The following is a 17,206-nucleotide window of genomic DNA, read 5'->3' on the forward strand; positions in this document are numbered from 1 at the left end:
CCTGCCAGCCGCCCTGCAGAACCTCACATGCAGCAAGAACCCACACAGCGGATCAGCATGGCGCGCCTCACATCCGACCCACCAGTACACTCGGCACACCAGAAGTACGGCGTCACAGGTAATTCAGTATCGGGGGGATGTTTCGACATGCGTCATGGCCATGGCCGACTACGGTCGGCCCGTCTCGGGGTGCGCGCGGCCGCGGCCGCAGCGCTGGCGATTTCGGTCGTGGTGAGCGCGGGGTGCGGGTCGGAATCACATGCGGCTGAAGAGAAGCCTGCGGAACTCAGCAAGCTGGATACGGGCAACTACCCGACCAAGCCGCAGGATCCGATTGCGGCGGACCCCGCCAAGCAGGCCCGCATTCTCGAGGCAGCTCGACTCGGCAATATTCTGCCGCTGGGTTCGGAGATCGACCCCACCCTGGCCCGGAATGGGTCCGGCGTACACATCTTCACCGAACCGAACACCTATGACGGAATCCTGAATGTCGATCACTTCGCCGAAGACGCGGCCGGATTCGTCGTCGGCTTCGCGACGAGTGCACGTCCCGCCGACGATGTCTTCCTGGGCTACACGCTGACCAATACGGTCATGATCTTCGACAGCGACGCCGCCGCGGCCAACGCCGCAAACGCTCTGGTCCGTCACGGCTTCTGGCTGTCGCAGGACGGCGCGGTGGTGGATTCGCTCCATTCGGCACAGCATCCTGCCGCCCAGATCATCTGGGCTCCAACGGAACAGCGGCTCGCTTCCTGGTATCCCACCGGGAAATTCGTCATCTTCACCATGTTCGATCTGGTCGAGAATCGATCCGTCGAGCACAGTTTCGGAGTGGCTCCCGAGCCCGCGCCTCTCGCATTGGCCGACAAGGCAATCGATGTGACCACCGAGCGGTTGAAGACCTTCCAGCCGACACCGCCGGACAAACTCGCCAGTCTCCCACTGGACCCCGATGGCATGCTCCGGGTGACCCTGCCACGTCCTGCGGGCGACCAGACCTCGGCGGCGTTCACCGGGACCCTCGACCGACAGGGCATGTTGCACGTCGTCGAGAATCCGGCCAAGTACCGGGATCTCTTCGAGAAGACCGGCGTGGATTCCATCAGCGACGGTGCGGGATTTCTGGTTCGGGCCAAGGATTCCGATTCAGCTCAGACCTTCCTCGACAGCGCGTCTGCCTCGCGATATCAACATCGGATCGACCCTCCGGCCGGGCTTCCGAACGCGCATTGCGTGAAGTACCACGGACCTGACGACCACGCGGCCCCTTTCCATTGCTACGTCGCGTACGGACGGTACGCGGCGACGGTGTGGTCACAGCAGCAACAGGATGTGTATCAGCGGATCTCCGCGCAGTACGCCATCCTGGCCAACAACAAGTAAGGGGACTTGTGAAGAAGCTCGGTTCTCACCGTTCATCCGGCGGAACGATCATCGGCGCCCTCGCGGTTCTTCTGGCTGCCACTTCGGTCGCAGGGTGCGCGAGCACGGTCAAGGGGGCTCCGGCCGCGGGCGAGATCGGCCTGGAAAAACTCACCGTCGGCAACTACCCGACCGAACCGCTCGACGTGCGGTTCTCGTATCAGCACACCGCGCTCGACGCCCGGGCCCTCGCTCTGGGACGACTAGCCGACAATGTCGTGGTCGGCGCCGACGTCGACCCGAAATTCAGCCATAACGTGCTTGCGCTGTCGATGGACAACTTGGCCGCGGCGAAAGCGACGCAGGTCCTGGCGGGAGCTGTCCGTCCCGTGCTGGAAAGCAATGGAATGATGTTCGGCTTCTCGACCGCCGCAAGCACGCGGGAACTGCCGAAATCCCGTCAACGCGATCGATCCGGCAACTTCAATCCGTTCGATGGCGCCCTGGGCGATCCAGAAGCCACCGCGTTCAATGTGACTGTCTTGCAGTTCCCCGACCGCGAACGTGCTCGAGCGGCCGCCGACCAGATGGAGGCCGCGGACTTCGCGGTCTCGGCCGATCAGAACGTCCACATCACCCTGGACAAACAGCCGGACGCGAAAGCCCACTGGCGCCCGGGCATTCCATCGATGGCCGCGACGCTGGCGTATGGTCAGTACGCCGTGAATGTCTATGTCGCACAGCCCAAACCCGACCTCGATGGGCTGCGGACGCTGGCCCAGCAAGTATTCGCAGCGGAATTGCCACTTCTCGACAAGGCACCGGCGCTGTCGCCACACGAGATTCTCCGTCTCGACTACGACCCCGACGAGATGCAACGCAGAACTCTCCACCCCAAGGAGTACCTCCGTCCTCATCCGGTCAGCGAGGCGACACACACGCCCCGAGGCCATCTCCACTATGTCGACGACCAGGCCACATGGAAACGTCTGCTCGACGACAACGGCGTCGATCGTGTCTCCAACGCCACCATGGGTGGTCAGGTATTCCGTGCACGGGACGCCGAGGCAGCCGCCACGCTGTGGTCCGGAATCAAGGCAACGGCGAGCGGCTCCGCCGAGGCACCGGCCAACGTCCCCGACATCTCGTGCAGCGCCGAACCCAAGGACAAGTTCGAGGAGGCCTGGTACGCCTTCGATCTCCCGGCATCCAGCACCGTCTACGTCTGTGCGGTGCACTACGGCCGGTACGTCGCCCGGGTAGCCAGTCCCCAGTTGGTCGACGTCCAGCAGCGCGCCGCAGCACAGTACGCCTTGCTGGCCAAAAGCCAGTTCATGTGAGGAATCCGGATGAATATCGGAGCGGGCACCATCATCCGCGGCTACCGCATCGAGCGTCAGCTCGGATCGGGTGGCATGGGCACGGTCTACCTGGCTCGGCATCCCGAGTTGCCGCGATGGGACGCGCTCAAGGTACTGAGCCCGCAGTACAGCCAGGATGCGGAGTACCGGGCCCGCTTCGAACGTGAAGCGAATCTCGCTGCGGCTCTGGACCATCCGAATATCGTCGCGATCTACAACCGCGGCGAGGACAACGGTCAGCTCTGGATCGCGATGCAGTATGTCAATGGCATCGACGCGGCCGCTGCCGCGGAACGAGACCCTCGGTCGATAACCCCGTGGCGAGCACTGCACATCGTGACCGAAGTCGGCCGGGGCCTCGACCATGCGCACCGTCGAGGTCTGCTGCATCGGGACGTCAAGCCCGCCAATTTCCTGCTGTCGATGGGTGACGGCGGCGAAGAACGCGTGCTACTGACCGATTTCGGCGTCGCGAAGTCGACCGAGGATGCCAGCGAGCTCACTCAAGCGGGTGGCTTCGTAGCCACGATCGCCTATGCCTCGCCGGAGCAATTGAGTGGAGATCGGCTCGATCACCGTGCCGATATCTACAGTCTCGCTTGCTCCTTCTTCCGTCTGGTCACAGGGCAGAATCCGTATCCGGGCACCCAACCGGCCGTGGTGATGATGGGGCACCTCAGCGAACCGCCACCGCGTATCACCGCCGTCGACCCCACGCTGCCGGCTGCGGTGGACGATGTGATCGCCGTGGCCATGGCGAAGAATCCCGTAGATCGATTCGAGTCCTGCCACGAGTTCACGGCCGCGTTGAAGTCGGCGCTCGAGTACGGGGTTTCCGGTCTCTCGATGCAGACCGTGCCACACGCCCGCAACACTGTTCCGGCGACAGCGTCACGGACAGAATCCGCTGCTTCGACGCCTGTGAAGAAGGATGCCCATAAACGTCTGTGGCTTGCCGGAGGCGTTGCCGCGACGATCGTCGCGCTTGCCGCAGGCACAGGAATCTGGGCGATGAGCGACTCGACGTCCAGCGGTGACCGAAGCGCATTGGCCGAGGCCCGTGGCGATAATCCCGCCTTTAATGGGAAAAGCATTGTCGTAATGGATATCTCGGGCAAGAGCGGCTACTCAGCGGAGATGGATGTTCAGCTGAAGCCCAGTGCTCAGTCGAAGTTCCTCGAAGACCTCGGGTTCAGCTACAATCCGAATTTCCTGAGCAAGGGAGATGAACCGAATCCACGGCCCATCAAATCGGGATCGGACTCTCAGTACGCCGCGCTGTCGCAGGTGACGTCGGGATACCTGCTCGCCGTCAGGAGTGATACCGATGCGGGCGGTGGCGGATTGGTCAATCTCCCGGCCTCGGTAGCGGGGACCACGGCGTCGGTCATCGTCGTCGACGATCCGACTACGGTTGCCGCCATCCGGCAATGGTCGGCTAATTCGGAGCAGGTGCTACTCGACAAACTTCTGCCGATCTTGCGCAAGCGAGTCAAGTAGCCCGGTCCGGTGATCAACCCACCGGGCCTGCTCCTTACTGAGTCGGCAGCGTGTCCCAGTTCTTCAGAGCGTCCTTGTTGGACAGCGTCGGGCCGGGGACAAGCTGGCCGATGATCTCCCACGGGGCCAGGTGCGGTGCACTACCCAGTCCGAGTGTCTGAGCCGTTGCGAGATCAGGAATACCGTATCGAATCCCGTTGTCGGCGATGTAGAACAGGCTCTCCCGGCGCTGACTGCCCGGCTCGATGCCGGTCGTTCGCACGAATTCACCAGTGGTCGGCGGCACGTAGACGGCGTCCACCCGGTCACCGGAAGAACCGTCCTTGGTAGCGAGATCGACCGGCCTCCGTGAATCAGGCAGCGGCAGACGCGTGCCGACGAGTATTTGAACCGTGGCCCGGTCCGAGGGCCCCTCGGTCGCATCCGGCTGTTCCTTGCCGAGACCACTCTTCTTGGCCCAGGTGATGCAGGTGACCGGGTTGTCTTCCGCGGTAATGATCTTCGGAGTGGACTCGGGGAAGTCGTCGACGGGCAAGGAATGGACGACCGGTATGCCGTTGAGCACGTCCGGGGTCATCGCCTTGAAGCCGTTCATGCCCTGGGAGTTGTCGGAGCCAATCACCTGTGCGGTGAACGCGGAGATCCGTTGCACGCCGTCCGCCAGGACGATGTACAGATCGGTTCGATCCGATCCATCCAGCGCAGCGACCTTGATGATGCCGCCGACCGGCATGCTGTTCAGCTTGCCGAGGCCGTTCTCGCCGACATGCGGAACCGTGGGAGGAACCAGAGGCGGAACCCTGACCGCCGCACCGATGAGATCGGTCGTCGCCGGGCGCGGCCGCTTACCACTCACCCCGAGCGCTTGCGCGATCGAATCCTTGGCCCGATCGAACTCCGCGATCTTGCCGTCATAGATCAGGTAGTCCTTGCCACCTTTGTTCGCCCAGACCGCCGAGCCCTTGTCGGCTACCTTCACCCGGTCGCTGAGCTCCAGACTCCCGGAGATAACAGTCGTTTCCGCCCCCGAGGACGAAGCCGCGCCACCGGAAGCCGACAGCGGCACCTTGTCGCACAGAGTCCATTGGGAGCGCTCACCCTGTCCCGTACCGGGAAGGGCGGCCGGAACACCGGGAATTCCGAGGATCGGTCCACGCGGAACCGAATTCAGCTTGCTGTCCTTGACCGATTTCGGTGTCTCGCTGGTACCCGAGATCAACCGCGCCGACGCGAGATTCAGCGTCGGGTACAGGGTCACCTTGGTCTTGTCGTCCTTGTCCCGGACAACGACATACAGTGCGCCACTGTCCTTGCCCATCACAATGTTGGCGTCGCCGATGGAGCCCTGCGGACGAATGAATGCCATGATGGCCGCGCCCGCGACCACGAGTACGGCCAGGACCGTGCCGACCATCAGCGATCGGAACTGCGACCGCATCGGGTCGTGCAGCATGCGAACATCTCGGCGGATCAGTGCGTGGTCGAGGCGGCGCAGTAGAAATCGGTACCCATTGACCTGGGCACGGGTGGTCAATTGGGCTGGCACTAACCAAATCCTTCGTCGAACCCGGAGTTACGGACACGTAGAGTACTGGGCGCCGACCGACGAAAGCGCACCCTCCTTCGCGAAGGGTGCGCTTTCGCAAGTGGCACCGGCGTCTCGCTACATGAAGGAGTTGCCGACCTTGGCGTCCGCGGCGAGCGCATTCGAAAGGGCGCTTTCGACCGCGTGCGCAACGGCGTCCAGGGTCGACAGGCACTTGTCCGCGTAGGCGTTGTCCCAGTCGCTCTTCGCCGCAACCACGGCTTCCAGCGCACCGTTCTCGGCACCGCTGTTCGGGTCCGACCAAGCCTTCTTCAGCCGCTCGACGGCCTGCCCGAGGTCGCTGGAGGTGTCGACCTTGGAGGTGCCGTCACCCGCAATCGCGACCAGGTCGCTGTGGAACTGACGGAGATCCGCCACGAGGGTGGTCATCCCAGCCTTGTCGTAAAGCATTTCTTTTCCTTTGCAAGAGTTGGAGAAGTCGGAGAATTCGTTCAGGCCCTGCGGCCGTCACCCGAGGTTCGTGAGAGCCTTTGCGAAGTCGTCCTTGTTGGTGATGTCGACGTTCTGGAAAACGTCGGTACCGGAGCCGACCTTCTCCTGGAACTCGTCCATCGCCTTGTTCAGCTTCTGAGCCTCGTCGTCCCACGCCACCGCGGCAGAGTTGAACGCGTCGGCCGCCTCACCGGCGAAGTGACCCTTGGACGAGTCGACCCGGTCGGTGATCTTCTTCAGCACGTCCTTGATCGACGCGACAACGTCGGCCATGTGGGACTGCGCGGCCTTCGCGAGTTCCGCTTCGTTTGCAACCATCGTCTGTACCTTGCCTTTTCTTCGGAAATGGATAGGCGATGCGCTGCGGCATCACCGGTTCGGGGCGTCAGCTGCGAGCAAGTCACGGGTGACTCACGACAGCCACCTCCCCCCGGGCAGCGAGTCGATCAGAGCCGAGATCGACTGCGCGATACGGTGATCACTGCCCGGTGTCAGCGTGGACCAGAGCTGCTGGTCCGGGGCGACGCCCGGTGCGGCCACGATGCGGCCTCGTGCGGTGTCGTAGACCGCGACGGCTCCGGGCGATCGGTCGGTGACGCCGTCGGCGTAGGCGTAGGCCACGATTTCGGCGTAGGAGTGGGTGGCGGAGAGGGCGAGGCCGTAGGCGGTGGCGTCGGTGTCGGGGACGCCGAGGGTGTAGACGGTGCTCGCGTAGTCTTCGGAAGTTGTTGCGGTGTCGAGGCGTTCGGCCAGGTCGGCGGATTCGGCGCTGAAGGCGGCGAGATCGGCGGGCGGGCAGGGGCCGAGGGCGTCGAGGAGGGGGCGGGCCAGGGAGTCGCCGGAGCCGTCGGACCATAGGGGATTCAGGTCGAGGGTGTCGCCGCGGCGGATGGCGACGGCGTGGCTGTCGGCGCGGCGGGCGACGCAGACGCGTAGTTGGCCGCCTGCGGTGTGGACCCGCATGGCTAGCTCGCGGTCAGGTTGGGCGAGGGTGAAAAGTGTTGTGGCGGTGTCGGTGTCGACATCTCCGTGGGCGTCGACGATGCGGCGGGCGCGTAGGTCGGCGCGGGCCTGCTCTTGGGCTTCCTGCCAGTCCTGGTAGGCCTCCTGGCGTGGCCCGACGGATAGGACGAGCGGTAAGGTCTGCACACCTAGGTGGCCGGCTAGCGCGATGAGTCCGTCGTTGGTGAGGGTGGTCATGTGGCCGACCCCTGATCGCCGCCGGATTCCGCTGTGCTGGAAACCTTTTCGGACCCACTGCCCGCGTTGAAGGCGATGTCGACGGGCGCGCGCTGGGCGGCCGGGTCGAGGCCGCCGAGGACGGCGGGTGCGACCTGCATGCCGGAGGTGAGGCCCAGTTCGTTGTCGCTGGTGGGTGCGCCGACGAGACCGGCCCGCGGCGTGTGCTCCTCGTCGCTGGACTGGCCGGCGCCCCCCATCGGCGCGGGGGCCATGGTCGTCCCACTCTGCTGCACCGTAACCGGTTGCGTCACAACGCGTTGCGTGGAGGTTTCCTTGGCCTCGACGGTGGTGGCGCGCACCTGCGTCAACGGCATGGGCGGCAGGTTGAGCGAGCCGAGGTTGATATTCGGCATCGACGGTGTCGGAACCGCGGGCGCTTCCGCCTCGACCGGCGCGACCGGCTGTTCGGCGGGCGTCAGCCCGGCGGTGACCTGCGGCGGCGCCTGGTGTTCCCACGGCTTGGCCAGCGATTCGGTGGCGGCCTCGTAGGTCCGCATGACCCGCGCCGCCTGCGCCTTGGCCGCGTCGGCGTCCATGTCGGTCTTGGCGAGCCCGCCCAGCAGGGGCATCCCGCCCGCCAGCCCGAGCTGCTGCATCAGCTGCTGCAGATCCTTGAGCTTCTCGACCTCGTCGACGTCGGGCATGGTCAGTTTCGCGAGTTCATATGCGGCCGCGTGTGTTTCGGCCTGCACCGCATTACCGGCAGCCGCGGAGGCGGAAGCCCCCATCCAATCGCGCAGGGCTTTGATGCGTTCAATGAAGGGCCCGCTGTGCTTGGATTCCCAAGCACTGTCGAGGATTACGAGAATTCTCTCGTACTCCACGGCGGCGGCGGCGAAACCCGCGCTCAGTCGAGTCCACGCGAGCCCGGCTTCGGCCGCGGGGATCGCCCCGGCGCCCGTCACCAGTTCGCGCGCCAGCTCTTCGGGCGGCTTGGCTTCCCAAACCGTCTCGGTGAAGCCGGGTTTCGTCGATTCCAGCATCGAGGAGGGTCTCCGCTCAGCCGGCGAAGCCGAGGACGGACTGTTCCTCGACCTTGCCGAAGGCGTCGAACTGGCTGCGCAGCGTCGAGGCGAGGTTACGCAGTTCAGTGACGCCGTCGCCGCCGGAGGCCACGAAGGACGCGGCGACCGTGTTGAGGGTCTGCGCGGCGCGCTGCGACACCTCGTCGGAGCCGGCGGGCGCGAAGTCGAGCTTCGCCTGCTCCACACCGAGCCCGTTGGCGATGCGGTCGGCGAGCGCGTCCAGCTGGGCCGCGGCGTCGCGGGCGGTCGAGGCGTCGAAGCGCAGACCGTCGAATGCGTTGATGCTCATGCCAATCCTCCTGTGTCCCCTGGCAATTCGAAATCAGAGTGTGAGGGCCTTGTCCGGTGGCTCCTCGATGGCTTCGATGGCGCCGACGACCGGCAGCACCACGCCTTCGATGACGCCGACCACTTCGTCGCCATGCGCGCCGGTGACCAGGCCCGAGCGGTCCGAGGTGGATTCTTCGTCGGCGGCGCCCGCGCGTCCGGCGGCGCCGGCGCCCGTCATGCCCGGCGAATTCGTCGCGGTGGTGCGGCCGTTGGCCTCGGTGGTGGTCTTCGGTATTCCGGCGCCGGTATTGCTGACCTCGCCGGTGGGAATCCGGTTGGCGCCCATCGTGTTGGAGGGCGTCGTGGTGGTGGGCACGCTGCCGCCGAAGATGGTGCTGAGCGGGCTGCCGCCACCACCGTCGATCTTGGTGCCGTCCGGGTTCTCGGTCTTCTTGGCCTCGTCGGTCTTGGTGGTGGTCGTCGAGGGCGTCGTGGTGGTGGTCTTGTTGGTGTTGTTGTTCGTATTGGTGTTGTTGTTGCTGGTCAGCGCGGAGCTGAGATCGCTGACGCCGCTGGACAACACCGTCGCGCCCTTCTCGACCACCTTCTCGGCGACCGTAGGCGCGACACTGGTGATGGGCTGCAACGCGGTGCCGACCATGTTGACCAGGTTCGAGATATTGGACGCGACCGGCGCGCCCGCGATCATGATCTTCGTTCCGGCCTCGAGGATCTCGGCGGTGCTGCCTGCGAGCTGCACCTTGGTCTTGGCCGCGATGGCCAGGCCCGCGTTGATGGTCTCGGTCGCGGTGGCGATCAGCCACGGGATCCCGGCGGGCGTCGCGATCAGCGCGGTCGCCGCGGTCACCTGGGCGATGAATTGCGCTATGAGAGCGCTCATTTCGGCATAGCCCTCGGCGACGATGGCTTCGGCGCTCATCAGGATGACACGCTGCTGGGCCCCTTGCGCGGCCACCGTGCCACTCTGCGCTTCGACCTCGTTGCTCTTGATCTGAGCGGCGGTCGCGCCTTCCCCGCTGAAGGTGTTCATCAGCGTGCTGGTCGCCGACTTGCTTTGCGAGATTGCCGAAGTCAACGCGCTGATCAGCGAAGTAATGATCGTCGCGGGGTTGAAGTTGCTGTTGCTCAGGCTCCCGGTCCCGAACGACTGCAGCAGGCTGGTGACCGGCTGGATCAGCGCCGTCGGGTCGATCGTCGGCAACGTGGGCAGCTGCAGCCCCGACAGATCCGGCAGGCTGATCTGCGGAATCTGTGGCAGCTGAGGCAATCCCATCTGGCTCAACACATCCGTAACCGGCGTATCGAGGTAAGGACCAATCGGACTGCTGCGGAGCCCGTCCAGCACGGTCGGATTCGACGGATTGGTCACAGCATCGTCGATAGGAAGCTGGCCGCCGAGGTCACCTCATTGGTTCCGTAGGTGCCGACGGCCGCGTACGCCGCGGTCGCGGTGTTCGCGTGCACGGCGGCGATCTCCGCCGAGGACATCAGGAAGTTGCCCTGCGCGACCGCGAAGGCCGTCAGGAATTCCTGACCGATCAGACCGAAAACCGGAACCGCCTCTGCCATCGCGGCACCCACGTCCGCGGCCGCCGCCCCCGCGACCTGCGCGGCGATTCCCGCCTTCTCGGTGCCGTACGCCAAGATGGGCGTGAATTCCGCCGCCACGTGATCAGCCATCAGTGTCCCTCCCACTACCTATGATCTTGCTCAGACTACAAGCACGAAATTTCTTGTGCCAGAGCGCAAGATGCAAACTCTGGCGCAAGGTTCTGTTAACAGACCGGCCTACTCGGCCATCTCCTCATTGAACCGGTCGACGATCTCGGCTCGCCGTTCGAACGCCCGCCGCGCCGCCTGCGCGGCCGTCGTCACCACGGCCTGCTCGAACTCCGCCGGCGTCATTCGCGATACCGCGCTACTGAACTGCAGGTCCTTGAGCGCCCCGTTCCCGTCGACCTCCGCGGTCACGGCCCCGTTCTCGGACGTCTCCCGCCCGCGCACGGCCGCCATCTGATCCGCCAAGTCCTGAAACCGATACAGCTGCCGCCGCACCTGCTCCTGCAACTCATCCATCGACGAAACCACGAGCCCCCCTCTCACACCGTCCTGAGCCAACTCTGCGGCTCAGTATCGTAGTCCTGCTCCTCGACAATCTCCTGCCGAGCCACATCCGCCTCGGTAGGAAGCCCCGCCCGAGCCAGCCCCGCCGCATCAACCCCGGCCTCCTCCAACTGCTTCCGCAGCGCGAGCCCGGCCCGATTGGCAGCCTTCTGACAAAGCCGCAACACTTCCCCCGCCAACTGCCCCGGATCCCGATGCAACTCAGCCGATTCAACCTTCACGGCCAGCGGCAGACCTTGATTGGTAGTCCGCACCCGAATCGACCCGGTCGTATTGGCAACCACCAGCGAGGCCCAATCCCCCTCACCAGCACCAGAACTGACCGCCCCCACCTCAGTCACGGCGAACTCCCTCCCAGTTAGCTTGGCGTATGACTACCATACGACAGGGCGGGCCGCTATCGATATTTCGACGACCGACCCCTGTCACGCTCGCTCATCCTTGATGGTCTGGATCACCGCCGCGACGTATCTGTTGATCACCGACACAAACCGTGTCTGATCAACTGCGAGCGCCTGTGCTGGATTCTCGACCATGACGTATCGGCCATCGTCCTCGAGGTCGCGGAACAACAGCTTGTGACGCGCGATCCCTCGTGGGCCGAAAACCGAACTACCTTGCACGACGGCGATCTCGCCCACCGCTGTCATCGGCGCGTTCAAGAATGCCTCACCAGCGGTTACCGCATTCTCTGAGCGCGCTGCGATCGCGGAACGGCCATAATCGTGATCCAGATCGTCATCGGACGAGGTCAGCGGGATATCGCCACGAACACCGCGCTCAGCCGACGGAGCCGCGGCGACAATCGCATCGGACAATCGCAGTGGATCGCACTCCTCCACCACATATCCGCCACGTATCCAGTAGGTCTCGCCCGGCAATTGGGTGATCAAGTACCCCTTCGCCCCTTTGCGGGTCGCCCGCAGACGCTTCAACGAAGTCGTCCCCCAGCGATCCCGTTCGTCCCAGCCGTAGAAGGTCAGATACAGGTCGGGTTTCGAAATCGCGTCGAACACTGCCTCGAAGTCACCGCGGAGCTTACGGGACAGTTCCTTTCGCGCATCCCCCAACTCGTTCTCGAACTCGTCGGTCGTCTCGGCCGCCGAGCTGAACATGAACGGCTCGGGTAGCTCCTCCTCTGTCCGATCCCTCCACAGCACATAGAACTCGGCCTCGGTGAACCGCCAACTCTGCGTCATCTCTCCGCCACCGGGGTGACAGCGGCGGGGGCCTCACCCAGCACGTCCTCGAGATTCTCCAGGTTGGTGAGAAACTGTGGACGCTTGTGTTCCTTGCCCTGCCCCTGCGAGCCCGCCGCCATCGGCGAACCGCCCATCCCACCGGTTGCCCCGGTACCCGACGACGACGTCGACGACGTAGATGCGAGTCCCGCACGCGATTTCGCGACCTCGTCCGTATCGGTCTCGGTCGTCGATGCCGGATTGGAAGAACGGGGAGACAGCTGGGTCTTCGGAGTCTGCGGCGAGCCCGGGCTGGTCGGCGTGCCAGACGGGCTGCCGCCGGTCGGACCTCCAGAAGGAGTATCTGTCTTGGGAATCAAGCCCATGTTCTGCAATTGCTGGGTGAGCTGGCTCGTCGGATCGGTGGTCTTGGTAGTTATCTGCGCTTGCGTCAGGGCCGTCCCGACCGCCGCCGCGATCTTCTCGACACCTTGCTCCGCCGCGGTTATGCCGGCCTGAATCGCTGTACTGGCCTGCGTTATCAACGTTTGCAAGGTCGTATCGGTTGTTGTCGGGGTGTCGGTCTTCTTGGGGTTGGTGTCCTTCGGATCGGTGTTGGTCGGCTGTTTGTCGTCGACCGGCTTCGGCGTCTCGGTGCTCGGAGTCTGGGTGGTTGGGGTGTAAGACGGCTGCTGCGTGGTCGGATTCGGCTGATCTGTTGGGATCTTCACCTCGGTCGGCTTGATCTCCATCGTGGATTTCGGGTTGGGCATGATGGGAATCGCCTTGCTGGAGTTGCCGACGCCGACGACATACCAAGCATCCCAGGCCCGCTTCATGTCCTTCACGAACGAGTCGACCTCCGATTGGAGGAGGGGTTTGCCAGATGGAAACGCGTCCTCGAAACTCTTGGACGGCAAGAAATTCTGTAGCCGCTTGACCCATCCTTGAGTGTCAGCAAGGTTTACGGCCATGACATCCATGGAGGTCACCAGATTCTGCGTACTGGCGAGGTACTTGGTGATCGCTTCCTTCGCCTTCACCGCCGCAGGGGAAGCCCAGATCTTGTCTATGTCAGAAGTTTGCCCCTGAAACGGCTGCAGATACTTCTGGGTAGCACTCTCGAAGGTCTGCGCTTGGACCCTGAGATATATTTGAGCCTTGTGCCAAGCTTGCGCGAACGTCTCCAGCTGCGCTGGAACCTTGTTCTCGTCGATGTACTTCCAATGGTGATAGAAGTCATTCCAACTGGCATACATTTCGGAAGTCTCGGGATTGATCTTGTAATCGTCGATTACCACCCCACTCTGCGTCACAAGTTCATTCATGAGACGCTTCATCTGCGTGGTATCCGCTAGTGTATTTCCGTAGTCCTTCTTCGCCGTACCCGACCAACTGTACCCATCGGTGGAGTCGGAAAAGAAGTTCCATTCTTGGTTCCAACTGGACTGCTTCCAGCCTGGCATATCCAGGGATGCAACAGGAATATTCGGCTCGGCCAGGCCAGGTTGCCCACCGCCGCTACGAAAATCCTTAAAGGCTCCGGAAAGCTGCTGATCAGTGAACTTTCCGCTATTTATAGCATCTCTCGATGCCTCATCTGTACCGATATACAGTTTTCCTGCCGCAACGAATGCCTCACCCATCTCGGTCAAGATGTCGCGGTGATCCTTCAATACCGTCTCGACCAGATTAGTCGCAGCACGATCGAACTTTTGCGCCAACTGATGACCCGAGTCGTTGTCGGATTTCTGACTCAGCGCCTTCATCTTCTTGGCTGGTTCGACCGCTCGGATGGCCGCCTCTACGATCGTCAGCATGCTCGCACACTGCTGGGCCATGGTGGTCGCTGCATCATGATCGAACACCACGCCATTGCGGCCATCATCCTTGAGTCCGGACATCGCATCGCCAGCCATTGCTCTCCCCTCCCAGATGGATGTGTTCGCAGCCTAACCGGTCCGGCTGCCGCTGGGCCAGCCGAGCCTTTGGCCGGGATGTCCACGACGACATCGCACCTCGCCCGCAGCCTGAGGGTGAGCTGACATGGGTCTTCCGCCATGCGGCCGAACGACTTTCAGACAAAGCAGCATTGACCGCCATCTGTGAATGCGGTCCAACGCCAGATCAATTGCCGCGATTCAAGTCCCACAGACGCACGAATCTGTCACTTCCGCCAGAAGCCAGCACGGAGCCGGACGACGAAAATTCGAGTGCCGTAATCTTGTTCGCCTTCTCGTTGATAGGGATGGGCAGCCTGCTCCAGTTGGCCGTGTCCCACAGATAGATTCGGGAGTCGTCATTCCTGATTGCCGTGGCTACCCTACGTCCATCCGGGCTGAAGGCAAGAGAATCTGCGTCGATCTTGGCGTCGAGCGCGGCGGCGGGCTTTCCTGAAGGAACTGACCAGAGCCTCACACCGGTGAAGTAGGTCGCCGCGGAGAGAGTTCGTCCGTCGGGGCTGAAGCGCAGCGACATAACGTCGTTGTCCAGATCGATCGGAGGGCAGATCGATTGGCGGGACACCGTGTCGTACAGCCACACCCGGACCTTGTCGGCTTGGCGACGCTTTTCCACGAAAGCGATCATCGAACCATCCGAAGAGAACGCGATGTGCTTCACGAGCTCGTCCGTTGAGATGGATCCACCTGACTTCTGACCAGTTCGAGTGTCCCATAACGAGAGTTCGCCGCCGGAAGCCAAGGCCAGCAAAGATCGATCAGCGCTGAATTGCTGCGCGTCGGGCAAGGGAGGCGACGGATAGCGAAGCGGACCGAGCGATCGGCCGGTCCGCGAATCGAAGAATCCGAACCCTGGCACCATGCCCGTAGCGACCACGCTGCTTCCATCGGGGCTGAACCCGAACGCCGTCACGCTACTCAGAGCGAAGTGACCGATTTGTGTACGCGTTCGCAGTTCCCATAGCTGCACAAAGCCGCCGGCGGCTCCGGTAGCAACCGCGAGAGTCCCGTCGTCCGGGCTGAAGGCGAGCCGCCGGATCTCCCCACCGCAATCGAGTATCGCGCTTGGGCCAGCCGTCGTCGATGCCTCGCCACGCCGCGACAGGATTACCCCACCAACGCCCACGACGGAGGCCGAGATGGCGGCCGCCCCGGCTCCGAGCACCCACCTCCTGGGGATACCGGATACCTCCGGCCCGGATAGACGCTGCCAAGGTTCAGGAACCGGGTGCTGAGGTTGCGAAGGGTATACATGCGTGGGAGTCGAATCGGGTGCTACGACCGTCGGTGCCGACCGGGCGGAAACCGTTGGTTGCCATGCGGCTGCGGCGACCGCGGTAGCAAATTCCGAACAGCTGACGAATCTGTCCTCGGGTCGCTTGGAGGTCGCGCGGGCCAGCACCGAGTCGAGGGCCGGCGCTACATCGGATCTGAAACCAGTGAGTTGAGGGATCGGCCTCGCCAGATGGCCCGCGACGACCTGTCCGGGGTTGTCCGCGGAGAACGGCGGCTGCCCGGCCAGCAACGCGAACAAGGTGCAGGCCAGCGAATACTGGTCAGATCGATGATCCACCGTCCCACCCGAAAGTTGCTCCGGCGAAGCGTAGGCCAGCGTCGCGGTGACAGTTCCCGCGGATGTCAGCTGGGTATTCGCATCCTGTAGCCGGGCGATTCCGAAATCAGTGAGAATGGCGCGTTCATCCCTCCCCGTGTCAGCACTCGACAGCAGGATGTTGGCGGGCTTCACGTCTCGATGGACTATGCCCCGACTGTGTGCGTAGTCCAGCGCCGCCGCGGTTTCCACGATGATCTTCGCCGCGCGTCCGACTGACAGCTCCCGCGGATTGAGCCGTGACGCATCCGAGCCGGAGACATACTGCATCGCGATCCAGAGCTGCCCGCCGTGAACGCCACGGTCGTGAATACCCACAATGTTCGGGTGCTCCAGCCGTGCAATCGCATTGGCCTCCCGGTCGAAGCGACGACGTAGCTCTTCGTCGCTGGAGACCTCGGGAGCGAGTAGCTTCAGCGCAACCTGGCGGGGCAGTCGCGGATGCCGAGCCAAGTACACCGTCCCCATACCACCGCGGCCGAGCACCCCTTCCAGCGTGTACTCCGCGAACACCTGCCCGACGTTCAACTGGATCACAAGTCCCCCGCTTACTCTTGCCGACGGGAGCAATCCAATCATTGATTCCGCGACAGCACGATTCACCTAGGACCTCGCCTCCGATCGCAACCGAAAGGTCGGTGGTAGTGACCGGTCCGGGGCACGCCTATGCCAACGGATAGGATCACCGGTGACGGAGGGGGTTCTCATGGTCATAGCCATTGTCATCGGAGTGATCGTTGTCGCGGCGCTAGTGGCGCTCAATATTTCCGGCAACGCCCGAAACCGTGAGAGGCAAGCGGCCATGGCGGCTGCGATGGGCGGCACGGTCGGCTGGCCCTCGGAGCAGTGGCGTCAGCAGCACGCGGCCATCGGGCTGTGCCCGTACCCGTCGAAGGCCAAGTACAAGGATCCCATCCACGGCCAGGCGGGCGGCGCTCCCTACACCACCTTCTTGGTCGAGCACGAGACCATGTTCCGGAACATGATCACGACCTGGCGGCACACCGCGGTCGTCATCGAGGGCGTCAACCGATCCGTGGACAGGCTGGACCTGCTCTCGACCCAAGGCGAATGGCTCCTCGAGTTCGACAAGAAGTCGGTCGAACACCGCCGATTCTCCAGCGGCAATGAAGAATTCGACCGCTGGTACCTCGGCCTCACCCCCAACCACCCCGACCAGGCCCGCCCACTCCTGACCCGCCCGGTCATGGCCGCGGCCTACTCCATCGTCCAGATCGCCCCCACCGCCCGCATCCGGGTCAACGAGGGCGCAGTCATCTGCTGGATCCGCGGCGTCCACGACCGAGACTCCGCCGCCTACCTCGAAGTCATGCGCCTCACGACAGAGCTCGCCATTGCCATCAATCAGGCTGCGGCACAGATCAATACCGGAAGTCGGCGCCACGGCTGACGCTCTCCAGTTCGGCCTGCAACCACGGGGGCCTGTCAGGTTCGCCTGAGCCTCGCGCGCATGTTGCGCTTGCCGGGAGACCTCATCTGACGCTG

Annotated in this window: 17 protein-coding genes; 4 read left to right on the forward strand and 13 right to left on the reverse strand. The window is 63.6% G+C overall.

From position 1 onward, the window contains the following. The first annotated feature begins 147 nt into the window (after positions 1-147). The 3 genes from ABZ412_RS19615 to ABZ412_RS19625 are packed head-to-tail and all read left to right on the forward strand — an operon-like array spanning position 148 to position 4,226. Positions 148-1,386, forward strand: a complete 1,239-nt coding sequence (locus tag ABZ412_RS19615) for a hypothetical protein (protein WP_357282337.1) — start codon at positions 148-150, stop codon at positions 1,384-1,386. 8 nt (positions 1,387-1,394) lie between these two features. After that, positions 1,395-2,705, forward strand: a complete 1,311-nt coding sequence (locus ABZ412_RS19620) for a hypothetical protein (protein WP_357282339.1) — start codon at positions 1,395-1,397, stop codon at positions 2,703-2,705. Positions 2,706-2,714: 9 nt separating this feature from the next. Next, positions 2,715-4,226, forward strand: a complete 1,512-nt coding sequence (locus ABZ412_RS19625) for a serine/threonine-protein kinase (protein ID WP_357282340.1) — start codon at positions 2,715-2,717, stop codon at positions 4,224-4,226. Between the two features lie 34 nt (positions 4,227-4,260). On the opposite strand, the gene eccB is transcribed toward ABZ412_RS19625, so the two are convergent. The 13 genes from eccB to ABZ412_RS19690 form a co-directional block, all read right to left on the reverse strand. Continuing rightward, positions 4,261-5,772, reverse strand: coding sequence for a type VII secretion protein EccB (gene eccB, locus ABZ412_RS19630; RefSeq protein WP_357282341.1), 1,512 nt, complete (start codon positions 5,770-5,772; stop codon positions 4,261-4,263). 117 nt (positions 5,773-5,889) lie between these two features. Continuing rightward, positions 5,890-6,222, reverse strand: a complete 333-nt coding sequence (locus ABZ412_RS19635; protein WP_357282342.1) for a hypothetical protein — start codon at positions 6,220-6,222, stop codon at positions 5,890-5,892. A gap of 57 nt (positions 6,223-6,279) precedes the next feature. Beyond that, a complete protein-coding gene (locus tag ABZ412_RS19640) occupies positions 6,280-6,582 on the reverse strand; it encodes a WXG100 family type VII secretion target (RefSeq protein WP_357282343.1) in 303 nt (100 codons plus the stop codon). Between the two features lie 93 nt (positions 6,583-6,675). Then, positions 6,676-7,464 carry an ESX secretion-associated protein EspG gene (locus ABZ412_RS19645; RefSeq protein ID WP_357282345.1) on the reverse strand — a complete coding sequence of 263 codons (789 nt, stop codon included), beginning with the start codon at positions 7,462-7,464 and terminating at the stop codon, positions 6,676-6,678. Next, positions 7,461-8,489 carry a PPE domain-containing protein gene (locus ABZ412_RS19650; RefSeq protein ID WP_357282346.1) on the reverse strand — a complete coding sequence of 343 codons (1,029 nt, stop codon included), beginning with the start codon at positions 8,487-8,489 and terminating at the stop codon, positions 7,461-7,463. The genes ABZ412_RS19645 and ABZ412_RS19650 overlap by 4 nt, the downstream gene beginning before the upstream one ends. Before the next feature lie 16 nt (positions 8,490-8,505). Then, positions 8,506-8,820 (reverse strand): PE family protein, encoded by a 315-nt coding sequence (locus ABZ412_RS19655; protein ID WP_357088993.1) that lies wholly within the window; start codon positions 8,818-8,820, stop codon positions 8,506-8,508. 33 nt (positions 8,821-8,853) lie between these two features. Next, positions 8,854-10,095 (reverse strand): hypothetical protein, encoded by a 1,242-nt coding sequence (locus ABZ412_RS19660; protein ID WP_357282348.1) that lies wholly within the window; start codon positions 10,093-10,095, stop codon positions 8,854-8,856. A gap of 92 nt (positions 10,096-10,187) precedes the next feature. Then, positions 10,188-10,502 carry a hypothetical protein gene (locus ABZ412_RS19665; RefSeq protein WP_357282350.1) on the reverse strand — a complete coding sequence of 105 codons (315 nt, stop codon included), beginning with the start codon at positions 10,500-10,502 and terminating at the stop codon, positions 10,188-10,190. A 108-nt stretch (positions 10,503-10,610) separates the two neighbouring features. Further along, on the reverse strand, positions 10,611-10,898 hold the full coding sequence (locus ABZ412_RS19670; RefSeq protein WP_357282351.1) for a YbaB/EbfC family nucleoid-associated protein: 288 nt from the start codon (positions 10,896-10,898) through the stop codon (positions 10,611-10,613). Between the two features lie 23 nt (positions 10,899-10,921). Continuing rightward, positions 10,922-11,287 carry a hypothetical protein gene (locus tag ABZ412_RS19675; RefSeq protein ID WP_357089002.1) on the reverse strand — a complete coding sequence of 122 codons (366 nt, stop codon included), beginning with the start codon at positions 11,285-11,287 and terminating at the stop codon, positions 10,922-10,924. An 84-nt stretch (positions 11,288-11,371) separates the two neighbouring features. Beyond that, positions 11,372-12,145 carry an ESX secretion-associated protein EspG gene (locus tag ABZ412_RS19680; RefSeq protein WP_357282353.1) on the reverse strand — a complete coding sequence of 258 codons (774 nt, stop codon included), beginning with the start codon at positions 12,143-12,145 and terminating at the stop codon, positions 11,372-11,374. Next, entirely contained in the window at positions 12,142-14,046 is a 1,905-nt protein-coding gene (locus ABZ412_RS19685) for a hypothetical protein (protein WP_357282354.1), read from the reverse strand. Before ABZ412_RS19685 ends, ABZ412_RS19680 begins: the two co-directional genes overlap by 4 nt. A 208-nt stretch (positions 14,047-14,254) precedes the next feature. Beyond that, positions 14,255-16,237: a WD40 repeat domain-containing serine/threonine protein kinase gene (locus ABZ412_RS19690; protein ID WP_357282356.1), complete on the reverse strand. Its 1,983-nt coding sequence runs from the start codon at positions 16,235-16,237 to the stop codon at positions 14,255-14,257. A gap of 151 nt (positions 16,238-16,388) precedes the next feature. On the opposite strand from ABZ412_RS19690, the gene ABZ412_RS19695 reads away from it, so the two are divergent. After that, on the forward strand, positions 16,389-17,111 hold the full coding sequence (locus ABZ412_RS19695) for a hypothetical protein (RefSeq protein ID WP_357282357.1): 723 nt from the start codon (positions 16,389-16,391) through the stop codon (positions 17,109-17,111). Positions 17,112-17,206 lie beyond the last annotated feature (95 nt).

The sequence above is a fragment of the Nocardia sp. NPDC005746 genome (assembly GCF_040630785.1).
GTDB lineage: Bacteria > Actinomycetota > Actinomycetes > Mycobacteriales > Mycobacteriaceae > Nocardia.